Annotated in this window: 12 protein-coding genes and 1 riboswitch; of the genes, 2 read left to right on the plus strand and 10 right to left on the minus strand. The window is 70.0% G+C overall.

The genetic code is table 11. The features are described 5' to 3' along the window. Positions 1–74: 74 nt before the first annotated feature. The 8 genes from RA210_RS07275 to btuB all read right to left on the minus strand — a co-directional run bounded on the left by RA210_RS07275 (position 75) and on the right by btuB (position 8,598). Positions 75–1,529: a cobyric acid synthase gene (locus RA210_RS07275; protein WP_201485929.1), complete on the minus strand. Its 1,455-nt coding sequence runs from the start codon at positions 1,527–1,529 to the stop codon at positions 75–77. Further along, a complete protein-coding gene (gene cobD / locus RA210_RS07280; RefSeq protein WP_201485930.1) occupies positions 1,526–2,524 on the minus strand; it encodes a threonine-phosphate decarboxylase CobD in 999 nt (332 codons plus the stop codon). Before cobD ends, RA210_RS07275 begins: the two co-directional genes overlap by 4 nt. After that, positions 2,517–3,425 carry an adenosylcobinamide-phosphate synthase CbiB gene (cbiB, locus tag RA210_RS07285; RefSeq protein WP_201485931.1) on the minus strand — a complete coding sequence of 303 codons (909 nt, stop codon included), beginning with the start codon at positions 3,423–3,425 and terminating at the stop codon, positions 2,517–2,519. Before cbiB ends, cobD begins: the two co-directional genes overlap by 8 nt. Beyond that, positions 3,422–4,102, minus strand: a complete 681-nt coding sequence (gene bluB / locus RA210_RS07290; protein WP_201485932.1) for a 5,6-dimethylbenzimidazole synthase — start codon at positions 4,100–4,102, stop codon at positions 3,422–3,424. Before bluB ends, cbiB begins: the two co-directional genes overlap by 4 nt. Before the next feature lie 46 nt (positions 4,103–4,148). Further along, positions 4,149–5,441, minus strand: a complete 1,293-nt coding sequence (locus RA210_RS07295) for a cobyrinate a,c-diamide synthase (protein WP_201485933.1) — start codon at positions 5,439–5,441, stop codon at positions 4,149–4,151. Next, positions 5,441–6,058 (minus strand): cob(I)yrinic acid a,c-diamide adenosyltransferase, encoded by a 618-nt coding sequence (cobO, locus tag RA210_RS07300; protein ID WP_201485934.1) that lies wholly within the window; start codon positions 6,056–6,058, stop codon positions 5,441–5,443. Before cobO ends, RA210_RS07295 begins: the two co-directional genes overlap by 1 nt. Beyond that, positions 6,055–6,627, minus strand: coding sequence for a hypothetical protein (locus tag RA210_RS07305; protein ID WP_201485935.1), 573 nt, complete (start codon positions 6,625–6,627; stop codon positions 6,055–6,057). Before RA210_RS07305 ends, cobO begins: the two co-directional genes overlap by 4 nt. Before the next feature lie 117 nt (positions 6,628–6,744). Then, positions 6,745–8,598 carry a TonB-dependent vitamin B12 receptor gene (btuB, locus tag RA210_RS07310; protein WP_201485936.1) on the minus strand — a complete coding sequence of 618 codons (1,854 nt, stop codon included), beginning with the start codon at positions 8,596–8,598 and terminating at the stop codon, positions 6,745–6,747. Between the two features lie 120 nt (positions 8,599–8,718). Continuing rightward, a riboswitch (cobalamin riboswitch) is annotated at positions 8,719–9,000 on the minus strand. Between the two features lie 232 nt (positions 9,001–9,232). Between btuB and RA210_RS07315 the strand changes: the two genes are divergently transcribed. Together RA210_RS07315 and RA210_RS07320 are read left to right on the plus strand one after the other, a co-directional pair. Then, positions 9,233–9,682 carry a bacteriohemerythrin gene (locus RA210_RS07315; RefSeq protein WP_136490909.1) on the plus strand — a complete coding sequence of 150 codons (450 nt, stop codon included), beginning with the start codon at positions 9,233–9,235 and terminating at the stop codon, positions 9,680–9,682. Positions 9,683–10,034: 352 nt separating this feature from the next. Further along, positions 10,035–10,484: a bacteriohemerythrin gene (locus RA210_RS07320; RefSeq protein WP_136490908.1), complete on the plus strand. Its 450-nt coding sequence runs from the start codon at positions 10,035–10,037 to the stop codon at positions 10,482–10,484. A 70-nt stretch (positions 10,485–10,554) separates the two neighbouring features. Here RA210_RS07320 and RA210_RS07325 read toward each other — a convergent pair whose 3' ends face one another. Beyond that, positions 10,555–10,884, minus strand: a complete 330-nt coding sequence (locus tag RA210_RS07325) for a ComEA family DNA-binding protein (RefSeq protein ID WP_136490907.1) — start codon at positions 10,882–10,884, stop codon at positions 10,555–10,557. A 164-nt stretch (positions 10,885–11,048) separates the two neighbouring features. Next, positions 11,049–11,837 carry an NYN domain-containing protein gene (locus RA210_RS07330; RefSeq protein WP_136490906.1) on the minus strand — a complete coding sequence of 263 codons (789 nt, stop codon included), beginning with the start codon at positions 11,835–11,837 and terminating at the stop codon, positions 11,049–11,051. Between the last annotated feature and the right edge of the window lie 3 nt (positions 11,838–11,840).

Below are 11,840 nucleotides of genomic sequence, written 5' to 3' on the forward strand. Positions count from 1 at the left end.
GGTCTCTCGGTGGGTTAAGGGTAGGGTGCGCCGTGCGCACCAAGGTGTATTCGTGGCGGTGCGCACGGCGCACCCTACGTCAATCCGCACAGCTGGCGCAGCCGCGCGGTATCCAGGTGCATCTCGACCAGGTCGGCCAGGCGCTCGATGTCGCGCTCGCGCAGGGCATGGTAGTCGGGCGTCTCCACCTCGCGCAGGCCGACCCAGCGCAGCAGCGCGCAGCACGCCGCCGGCGCCTCGAACAGGCCGTGCAGGTAGGTGCCGAGCACCTGGCCATCCATGCTGAGGGCGCCGTCGCCGCGGCCGTCGTCGAGGCGCACCGCCGGGTTTTCCAGCCCGGCGCCGCGGCTGACGCCGGCGTGGATCTCGTAGCCGCTGACCGCGGCATCCTCCAGCGCCAGCCGGCCGCGCACGTTGCGCAGCTGCTTCTCGGCCTCCAGCACGGTGTCGATGTCCAGCAGGCCGAGACCCTGGCTCACGCCCGGCGCGCCTTCCAGGCCGAGCGGATCGGCGATCTCGCCGCCGAGCATCTGCAGCCCGCCGCAGATGCCGAGGACCTTGCCGCCGTAGCGCAGGTGGCGCCGGATGGCGTCCTCCCAGCCCTGCGCGCGCAGGTGGGCGAGATCGCTGCGCACGCTCTTCGAGCCGGGCAACACGATCAGGTCGGCCGGCGGGATGGCCTGGCCGGGGCCGACGAAGCTCAGCTCCACCTGCGGGTGCAGGCGCAGCGGGTCGAAGTCGGTGTGGTTGCTGATCCGCGGCAGCACCGGCACCACCACCTTCAGGCGCTCGCCGCGCTTGTCGACCTGGCGCACGTCGATGGCGTCCTCGGCCTCCAGGTGCAGGTCGTGCAGGTAGGGCAGCACGCCGAGCACCGGCTTGCCGGTGCGCGCCTCCAGCCAGTCGAGGCCGGGCTGCAGCAGGGCCAGATCGCCGCGGAAGCGGTTGATCACGAAGCCCTGCACCCGCGCCTGCTCGGATGGGCTGAGCAGTTCGAGAGTGCCGACCAGATGGGCGAACACCCCGCCCTTGTCGATGTCGGCGATGATGATCACCGGGCAGTCCACCGCCTCGGCGAAGCCCATGTTGGCGATGTCGCCGGCGCGCAGATTGATCTCCGCCGGCGAGCCGGCACCCTCGACCATCACCACCGCGTACTGCGCGCCGAGGCGCCGGTGCGAGTCGAGCACCGCCTGCATGGCCACGCGCTTGTAGTCGTGGTAGGCGGCGGCGTCCATGCTGGTGACGGCGCGGCCGTGGATGATCACCTGGGCGCCGATGTCGCTGCTCGGCTTGAGCAGTACCGGGTTCATGTCGCTGTGCGGCGCCAGCTTGGCGGCCTGGGCCTGCACCGCCTGGGCGCGGCCGATCTCGCCGCCGTCGGCGGTGACCGCCGAGTTCAGCGCCATGTTCTGCGGCTTGAACGGCGCCACCGCCACGCCCTGGCGCGCCAGCCAGCGGCACAGCGCGGTCACCAGGGTGCTCTTGCCGGCGTCGGAGGTGGTGCCCTGCACCATCAGGGTGGTCATGTCGTTTCCTTCGGGTAATCGGCCAACGCGCGGGCCAGCCGTTGCCAGTCGGCCTCTGTAGCGGGCAGGCCGAAGCGCAGGCTGGCCGGCTCGCTGAACAGACGCACGAGGATGCCGCGGCGGGCGAGGAAGTCGTGCAACGCGGCGGCGTCGAGGCGCGGCAGCCACTGGAACAGTGCGCAGCCGCCAGCCGGGTGCAGGCCATGCGCGCTGAGCAGTTCGGCCAGCGCAGCGCCCTGGCGCTGCAGTTCGGCGGCACGGCGCCGACGGGCTCCGGCGTTGGCGCCATCCAGCGCCTGCAGCCCGAGGGCCCGCGCCGGCCCGCTGACCGCCCAGGGGCCCAGGCGCTCGCGCAGGCCGGCCAGCAGGCCGGGCTCGGCCAGCACGAAGCCCAGGCGCACGCCGGCCAGGCCGAAGAACTTGCCGAACGAGCGCAGCACGATCAGCCCGGGGCGATCGCTGAAGGCGGCCACGCTGAGTGCCGGCGTGCAGTCGATGAACGCCTCGTCGACCAGCAGATGACCGCCGCGCGTCTGCAGGCGGGCGTGCCAGGCGAGCAGCTGCGCGGGGGCGAAGCGCTCGCCGGTGGGGTTGTTGGGGTTGGCCAGCACCAGCGCATCGAGCCGGTCGAGCTGGGCGTCGATGGCCGCGACGTCCAGGCGCACCAGCCGATGGCCGGCGCGGCGCCAGGCGTGGGCGTGCTCGGCGTAGCTGAGGCCGAGCACGCCGACCCGGCCGGCCGGCAGCAGCTCGGGCAGGGCCTGGATCGCCGCCTGGCTGCCGGCCAGCGCCAGCGCGTGGCGGGCACCGTAGCAGGTGCAGGCGGCCGCCTCCAGGCCGTCGTCCTCCTCCGGCAGGCGTGCCCAGGCCTCGAGCGGGATGGCCGGCAGCGGCCAGGGCTCGGGGGCGATGCCGGTGGACAGGTCCAGCCAGTCGGCCAGCGGAATGCCGTAGCGCTGCGCGGCGGCGCGCAGGCGGCCACCGTGCTCAAGCATGCAGCCAGCCTCCGATCAGCACGACGATCAGCCACAGCGCCACGCCGCGGCGCAGCAGGCTGAGCGCCGCGGCGATGCTCTCGGCGTCGGCCGGGGCGCCCTCGCCCAGTGCCGGGCGCTGGTGGACTTCGCCGTGATAGACCGCGGCGCCGCCCAGCTCGACGCCGAGGGCACCGGCGCCAGCGGCCATCACCGGGCCGGCGTTGGGGCTGTCCCACTGCGGCGCCTGGCGGCGCCAGCAGGCCAGCGCGCGGCGGGTCTGGCCGAGCAGCGCGTAGGTCAGCGCGGTGAGGCGCGCCGGCACGTAGTTGAGCGCATCGTCGAGGCGCGCCGCGGCCCAGCCGAAGCGCTCGAAGCGCTCGGTGCGGTAGCCCCACATGGCGTCGAGGGTGTTGGCCAGGCGGTAGAGCACCACGCCCGGCGCGCCGGCCACGGCGAACCAGAACAGCGCGGCGAACACCGCATCGCTGCCGTTCTCCAGCACCGACTCGGTGGCGGCGCGGGCCATGCCGTGCTCATCGAGCGCGGCGGTATCGCGGCTGACCACCCGGGCCACGCCGGCGCGCGCCGCCGGCAGGTCGCCGCGGCGCAGGGCGTCGAGCACCGGCAGGGCGTGCTCGTGCAGGCTGCGCAGGCCGAGCGCGGCGTACAGGGCGAGGATCTCCAGCGCCCCGCCGAGCAGCGGCAGCTGCACCAGCAGCCAGGTCAGCAGGGTGAGCGGCAGCACCGCCAGGCACCAGGCGGTGACGCCGTGACTGCGCCAGCCGCCGCCATGGGCGTTGAGGCGCGCCTCGAGACGCTCGGCCAGGCGGCCGAACAGCACCAGCGGATGCCAGCGGCGCGGCTCGCCGAGGGCGACGTCCAGCGCCACCCCGGCCAGCAGGGACAGCCCAAGGCTCATGGCTGCTGCCCCCAGTGGTTCTCGTAGAGCATCCCGGCCAGCGGCTTTTCCTCGGCCCAGCCCTCCTCCACCAGCATCGGCCGCGGGTAGAACTCGCGGACCGGGCCGAGGCACAGCAGTGCCAACGGCTCGGCGCCCTCCGGCAGGCCGAGCAGTCCGGCCAGCGCGAGCGGGTCGAACAGCGACACCCAGCCCATGCCCAGCCCTTCGGCGCGGGCGGCCAGCCACAGGTTCTGGATCGCGCAGGACAGCGAGGCCAGATCCATCTGCGGCAGGGTGCGGCGGCCGAAGATGAAGCGCTCGCGGCCGTCCATCAGGCAGGCCACCAGCAGCTCGGCGCTGTCCTCGACGCCCTCGACCTTGAGGCGCATGAACTCCTCGCTGCGCTCGCCGAGGGCCTCGGCGGTGCGCAGGCGCTCGGCCTCGACCAGCGCGCGGATCTGCCGGCGCAGTTCCACCGAGGTGATGCGGATGAAGCGCCACGGCTGCATCAGGCCGACGCTGGGCGCGTGGTGCGCGGCGTCGAGCAGGCGCGCCAGCAGCTCGGGGGCCACCGTGCCGCCGCTGAAGTGGCGCATGTCGCGGCGCTCGGCGATGGCGCGATAGACCGCGGCGCGCTCGGCCGCGCTGAAGGCGTGGGGATTGTCAGGGGACGCTGGGGTGGTCTGGTCGGTCATGGGCGGATTGGGCGCCGGCGCAGGGCCGGCAAGATCTCCAGGTGATTCACGGGCGCAGCAGCGCGACTGCTGCGCGTGGTGCCGAGGGCAGGTAGAAGTGGATGTAGCTGGCGGTCAGCCGGCCACTGCGGTACACCGGCTCGCGGGCGCGCCGGTAGTTGGGGCATTCGCCGTGGGCGATGGGCTCCAGCGTGCACTCCATGCGCGAGTGGTGGTAGCTGTGCCCGCGCAGGCGCTCGCCGTCCAGCTCGACCTCCTGCATGGCCAGGGTCACCAGCCTGGGCTGCATCTGCGCCTCGCCCGGCAGCAGGCCGAGCAGTTCGCCGCGGGTGCCACCCAGGTCGGTCAGGCCGTCGAGCAGGTAGAGCATGCCGCCGCACTCGGCGAGGATCGGCTTGCCGGCGGCATGGTGGGCGCGGATCGCCTCGCGCATCGCCAGGTTGCCGGCCAGTTGCTGCAGGTACAGCTCCGGATAGCCACCCGGCAGGTACAGGCTGTCCACTGCCGGCAGTTGCCGGTCGTCGAGCGGCGAGAAGAATACCAGCTCGGCCCCCAGCGCGCGCAGCAGGTCGAGGTTGGCCGGGTAGACGAAGGCGAAGGCGGCGTCGCGGGCCACACCGATGCGCACGCCGCGCAGCAGCGGCGAGTGGCCGAACGGCTCGGGCACGGCGAACCCGACCGGCGCCGGCAGGCGCAACTCGGCACTCGCGGCCAGCGCCGCGGCGGCAGCGTCCAGACGGGCATCGAGGTCGGCCAGCTCGGCCGCCTGCACCAGCCCCAGGTGACGGCTGGGCAGCTCGATGGCGGCGTCGCGCGGCAGCGCGCCGAACCAGCGCAGGTGCGCCGGCAGGCAATCGCGCAGGATCTCGCCGTGGCGCGCGCTGCCGACCCGGTTGGCCAGCACGCCGGCGAACGGCAGGTCGCTCTGGTAGCTGGCCAGGCCGTGGGCGATGGCGGCGAAGGTCTGCGCCATCGCCGAGCCGTCGATCACCGCCAGCACCGGCACGCCGAAGCGCCGCGCCAGGTCGGCGGCCGAAGGCGTGCCGTCGAACAGGCCCATCACCCCCTCGATGAGGATCAGGTCGGCCTCGCCTGCCGCCTGCCACAGGCGGCGCCGGCACTCCTCTTCGCCGACCAGCCAGAGGTCCAGCGCATCCACCGGCGCGCCGCAGGCGCGGGCGAGAATCATCGGGTCGAGGAAGTCCGGCCCGCACTTGAACACCCGCACGCGCCGCCCCTGGTTGACGTGGTGGCGGGCCAGCGCGGCAGTGACGGTGGTCTTGCCCTGCCCGGAGGCGGGAGCGGCGATCAGCAGCGCGGGACAGTGGCGCACGTCCATCAGAACTCCACTCCCTTCTGCGCCTTCACCCCGGCCTGGAAGGCGTGCTTGACCAGGCCGATCTCGCTGACCGTGTCGGCCGCTTCGATCAGCCCGGCCGGCGCACCGCGGCCGGTGACTACCACGTGCTGCAGCGGCGGGCGCGCGGCGATATCCGCCAGCACCCTGTCCAGCGGCAGATAGCCGTACTTGAGGGCGATGTTCAGCTCGTCGAGCACCACCAGGGCGACCTGCGGGTCCTGCAGCAACGCGCGGGCCACCGCCCAGGCCTCTTCGGCTTTCTCGATGTCGCGCTGGCGGTCCTGGGTCTCCCAGGTGAAGCCCTCGCCCATCACGAAGTAGCGCACCTCCTCGGGGAAGCGGCGGAAGAAGGCCTCCTCGCCGGTGCTCGCCGCGCCCTTGATGAACTGCACCACGCCGGCCCTGAGGCCGTGGCCGAGGGTGCGCGCCAGCATGCCGAAGGCGGCGCTGCTCTTGCCCTTGCCATTGCCGGTGTTGACCAGCAGCAGGCCGCGCTCGGCATCGGCCTCGGCGATCCTGGCATCGACCACCGCCTTCTTGCGCTGCATGCGCGCCTTGTGCCGCTCGTCGCGCGCCAGTTCGTCCTGAGTGCTCATCGGCTCGCCTCCAGGCCACGGGCCTGCTTCCAGGCATGAGCGGCGGCCAGCAGCAGCGCGGCCGCGCCGACGTACAGGGCCAGCGCCTGCAGCGACTGCGGGTAGTAGGTGGCGATGCGCGGCAGGAAGCCGGCCAGGGTCGCCTCGGGGTAGCGACCGGAGAAGAACCAGAAGCCGCCGCTGGACAGCAGGTGGCAGGCGAAGCTGGAGGCGAGCAGGCAGGCCAGCAGGCGCGGCGGCGCCGCGAGGTCGTCGCGGTGCCAGCCGGCATAGACCCGGCCGCCGAACCACAGCGCAGCGTAGGCCGGCAGCAGCAGCCAGTAGGCCGGGGTCACGCACCAGTTGCTCGCCCCGCCCCAGGTCACGGCGACGAGATCGAGGGCGACCGCCTCGAGGAACAGCGCCGGGAAGGCCAGGCGCGCCGGCAGCAGCGCGCCGGCGAGGAAGAACACCGCCCAGGAGGCGCTGGGCAGGTCGAGGTCGCCGAAATGGTGGCCGCGGGTCATGGCCAGCAGTGCGGCCAGGACGATGCCGATGGCCAGGCGGCAGCGGGGGGAAAGGTCGAGCATGGTGGAACTCCTCGGGTAGATGGCATCGGATGGTGTAGCTGGCGCTGCAAAATGTCGGCGCCGTGCTGGGTTTACAACAGCTGCGGGGAAAACCTCTGCCCTGCCAGCGCCCCTGTCTCAGAGCGCCTGGTAGCGCACTGTGAAGTACACCGCCTGGCCCGGCTGGTTGTAGCCGGCGGCGGTCTGGTAGTCGGCGTCGAGCAGGTTGCTCACCCGCGCCTGCAGGCGCCACTCGTCGTCGAGGCGGTACTCGCCGCGCAGGTCGAGGCTGGCGTAGCCGGACAGTTCGCTCTGGTTTTCCAGATCGTCGTAGGCCGAGTCCCGCGCGTAGAGCGTGCCGCCCACGCTGACACGACCGAAGGCGCGGTCGACGTCGAGGTTGAAGGTCTGCCCGGGGCGCCGGCTGAGATCCTTGCCGTAGTAGGCAATGCCGGAGCGGCTGGAGCGCCTGGAGCGGTTTTCGGCGTCCATCAGGCTGTAACCGGCAGTCCACTCCCAGCCGCGCAGGTCGCTGCCGACCTGCAGTTCGAGGCCGCGGATGCGCGCCTCGTCGACCCCTTGCGCCAGGCTTGCACCGTTGACGCGCACGCTGCTGATCAGATCGTCGACCCGGGTCCGGTACACGCTGGCCGTCCAGTGCCCCCAGCCGGGGCTGCCGTTCAGCCCCAGCTCGACAGTCCGCGATTTCTCCGCATCCAGCGCGGGGTTGCCGTAGCCGGGGTAGTACAGCTCGTTGAAGGTCGGCGCCTTGAAGGCCGTGCCGTAGCTGGCATGGACGCGCAGCGTCGGGCCCAGGGCGTAACCCCAGGCGGCGCTGCCGGTATCGTGATCGCCGAACTGCTGGTTGTCGTCGCGGCGCAGCGCCAGCTGCCAGTCGTGGCGCCCCGCCCCGCCGAGGTACTGGGCGAAGTAGCCGTCGTTGTCGCGCGAGTCCTCGGCGTAGCTCCTGGTGCTGTCGATCTCGTCGTGCTGGTGGTCGACGCCCAGCACCAGGGTATGGCCCGCGGCCAGGGTCACGTCGTTCTGCCAGGACAGCGAGTCGCGACGGGTGTCGTAGCGCGAATTGAAGCCACCGTCCTCGAAGGCGTCCGACCGGTCCTCGCTGCGCCCGGCCTGCAGGGTGACCAGCCAGGGCTCGAGCGGGGCAAGGCGTGCGCGCAGGCCGGCGACCTTCTGCACCCCCTCGGTATAGGCGTCCTCGCCCGTGGTGCTGTCGAAATCGTTGTGCGACTCGGCCTGCAGGAAGCTGCCGTCCAGTTCCAGGCCGTTGGCGAAGCGGTGGCCGGCGCGCAAGGAGCCGGACAGGTTGCGGTAGCCGTCGCTGTCGTCCTCGTAGCCGCTGGCGCCGCGCGGCTTGACGTTGATGCCGTCGGTGTCGCTGGACGAGACGCCGAGGCTGAACCAGCTCGCACCGGAGCGCCCGGACAGCCCGGCGCTGCCGCTGTGACTGTCGTGGGTGCCCGTGCCCGCCGAGAGGAACGGCCGCAGGCCGGCGCCGCCGTCCCGGCGCGTGAAGATCTGGATCACCCCGCCGATGGCTTCCGAACCGTACAGGCTGGAGCGCGGACCTCGGACGATCTCGATGCGCTCGATCAGCTCCACAGGCAGATCCTGGAAGGCGGCACTGCCGCTGGTGGCCGAACCGACCTTGATGCCGTCGATCAGCACCAGCACGTGGTCGGACTCGGTGCCGCGCAGGAACAGCGAGCTGCTCTTGCCCGGGCCGCCGTTGTTGGCCAGCGTCACGCCCGGCACGCCGCGCAGCAGCTCGGGCAGCGAGGCGGCCTGGCGGCGCTCGATTTCGGTGCGCCCGATCACCGTCACGGAGGCCAGTGCGTCGCTGGCCGTCTGCGTCGTGCGGCTGGCAGTCACCAGCAGGGGCTCGACCGACAGCGCTTCGTGCGCCAGGACGGGAATGGAGGAAAGACTACACAGCACGACGATTGTCGGCCGCAGAAGGGCATGTCTCATCGATCACTCTCTGCATCGCGCTCACCCGCGCGATTGGCTTGCGAAGGCATGCAGAGGACCGGACGACGAACGGACAGCAGGACACGCAGGCCGCCCACCCGACGGGTAGCGCCCTCCGCGATACCGTGGATGCGACAGGCCGGTCTCCGGGCTTGCGAGCGGAACCCGAGGGTTCCCGAATCCACGCCTTCCCGTGTCTGGACACAGTGGCCTGGCAGTTGGCGGACGCCTCTGGAGCGTCGCTCATCTGCCGGTGTGGCTTCTCGACTCGCCTACCGTTGCGGGGGCAGCGCCGGCTTGGTATCAAAATTGCAATGAAAGAATCATTACATATACGCACCGGCTTCCCTGTTTCACCCCTCCGAGTCTGGACTGGGGGGCACCTGAAGCAGGTGGCGCAGGTTAGAGACTTGCCGGACGGGCGTCAAACTTTCCGCCCCTCCCGCGCGACTCTCCCGGCCCGGAACGAAATTGCCAAACAGTTCACAAAACCGAGGCTTCGCGAAAAAGCCCACAAGCGGACTATGGCCTTTACTGCGACATCGTGATACTGAAAGCCCACGCACCTTCGCGTGGGGCTTACAGAACAAACCACTAAAAGTAAGTCGAAACGTTTACAGCAAGGATAACCTTCATGGGATTCGTCATTTCCTGGTCGCCCGAGTACGCCACGGGCATCGATATCATCGACGAGCAGCACAAGCGCATCTTCGAATATCTGTCCGAGATCGATCACGCCATCAAGGCCCAGTCGACCAGCGAGGTCGAGTACGTGATCAAGGCCCTGCTCGACTACGCCATCTCGCACAACACCTTCGAGGAAAGCCTGATGGAAAAGGCCGGCTATCCGATGCTGGACGCCCACCATCAGGTGCATGAAGCCTTCAAGACCCGCGCCGAAGCCTACGGCCAGCGTCTGAGCAACGGCGAAGACCACTTCCGCCTGGCCCGCGAAGTGCGCACCGACATCGGCCTGTGGCTGACCAACCACATCAAGCGTGACGACAAGCACTACGTGCCCTTCGTCAAGAAGAGCCTGGACGGCGGCTTCGTGTCGCGCATGCTCGGCAAGTTCTTCGGCTGATCGCCTTGGCGGCGATCGACCAGGCCTGCAGGCCGGCTACCAGACCGGACCTGCAGCGCAGGCAGTAGCAGTCCCCGATAACAACAATAAAAGAGACGAACACCCATGCCATCCAGCCAACTCCGGCCTGCCATACACATCCACACCTCCAGGGGAGGCCTGACTCAGGGAACGAGCAACAACCCCAGCACCTGATATCCATCCAACCGCACGGACCACGAGGACGTGCGTGCCCGGTCAGGCTGACGCCTGTCACCGATGGCTACCGGCGAGCAGGACGAGCGCCGGCGGAAGATATGCAGGGCACCACGCCAGCGCGATTCAAACGTTCACAGGACAAGGGATCTACGCCATGAGCTTTGTCATTTCCTGGACAGCAGAATTCGAAACCGGCATCGATATCATCGATGAGCAGCACAAGCGCATCTTCGAGTATCTGGAGGAGATCGACCACGCGATCAAGACGCGCAACGCCGACGAAGTCGAGCACGTCATCAAGTCGCTGATCGACTATGCCATCTCCCACAACACCTTCGAGGAAAGCCTGATGGCCAAGGCCGGCTACCCGATGCTGGAGGCCCATCACCAGGTGCACGAGGCCTTCAAGGCCCGCGCCCACGCCTACCACGAGCGTCTGGGCAAGGGCGAGGAAACCTTCCGGGTAGCCAAGGAAGTGCGCACCGACATCGGCCTGTGGCTGACCAACCACATCAAGCGCGACGACAAGCACTACGTGTCCTTCGTCAAGCGCAACATCGAGGGCGGCTTCGTCGCCCGCATGCTCGGCAAGTTCTTCGGCTGAACGCCACAAAGGTCCAGCAGACAAGAGGGCCGGTCGCGAGACCGGCCCCTTCGTTCAGACAGGCATAGCCTCAGTTGGCGACCAGCCGCTCGCGATTCTTTTCCAGCGTCGCCGCACCGATGCCCTTCACTTCCAGCAACTCGTCCACCGAGGTGAACGCGCCATTGGCCTCGCGATACTCGACGATGGCGCGGGCCTTGGCCTCGCCGATGCCGTTCAGCTCGCGCGCCAGGGTTTCCGCGTCGGCGCTGTTCAGATCGACCTTGGCCAGCGGCGCTTCGGCCGTCGCCTGAACCGCCACCGGCGGGGCGGCAGACGCCGGTGCCTCGGCAGCCGAGGCCAGCGTGGAGAATCCGGTGAGCAGGGCGAACAGCAGGGAGGAAACACGCAGTTTCGACATGATCGACACTCCTTGTGTCAGTGACGGGGTACCGCCGCGATCCTGGCGGCCCATCGACACTAGGCCATGGCAACGCAATCGCCAATAACCCATGCGACATGAAGGGCCTTTTTTTTGCAGCGGGGCGACGCAGTCGACATTTGCCGCACACCGCTGGCGCGCGTTCAGGAGGCAGGGGAACGCCGCCGGTAGCGCACCTGCGGGTGGTTGCCGACGCGGCGCACTTCGAACAGGTCGATGGCGGCGAACAGGTCGATCAGCCGCGAATAGCCGTAGTTGCGCGGCTCGAAGGAGGCCTGGTTGGCAATGCGCGAGCCGACCAGGCCGAGCGGCGCCCAGCCATCGTCGTCGGCGGCGTACAGCACCGCGTTGCGCAGCAGGCTCATCAGCTTGCTGTCACCCTTGAGCTGGGATGCGCTGCGCCGGCTGACCAGCGCCACCGCCGGCGGCACGCAAGCCACCCCCTCCTCCTCGGCCTCGGCGGGGTTGGCGCTGGTGCCCAGCGGCTGGATGGTCACCTCCACCGGCATGTCGTCGAGGTAGACGAAGCGCGAGCAGGCGTTGACGTAGGGTTCCGGCGACTTGCGCTCGCCGAAGCCGATCACCTGCTTGCCGTCGGCGCGCAGGCGGGTGACCAGCGGGGTGAAGTCGCAGTCCGAGGACACCAGGCAGAACACCTCGACCGGCTTGCCGTGCAGCACGTCCATGGCGTCGATGGCCATCGCCATGTCGGTGGCGTTCTTGCCCTTGACCAGGTCGAACTGCTGGATGGGCTGGATGGCGTGCTCGTGCAGCACCTGCACCCAGGACTCCAGCCGCGGGCTCTTCCAGTTGCCGTAGGCGCGGCGGATGGACACCACGCCGAGCACCGCCAGCTCGGCGAGGATGCCCTCGATCTTGCGGCTCGGCGAGTTGTCGGCATCGATGAACAGCGCTACGCGGACATTCTGCACGGG

This window comes from Pseudomonas sp. OF001, from assembly GCF_904426495.1.
Taxonomy (GTDB): Bacteria; Pseudomonadota; Gammaproteobacteria; order Pseudomonadales; family Pseudomonadaceae; genus Geopseudomonas.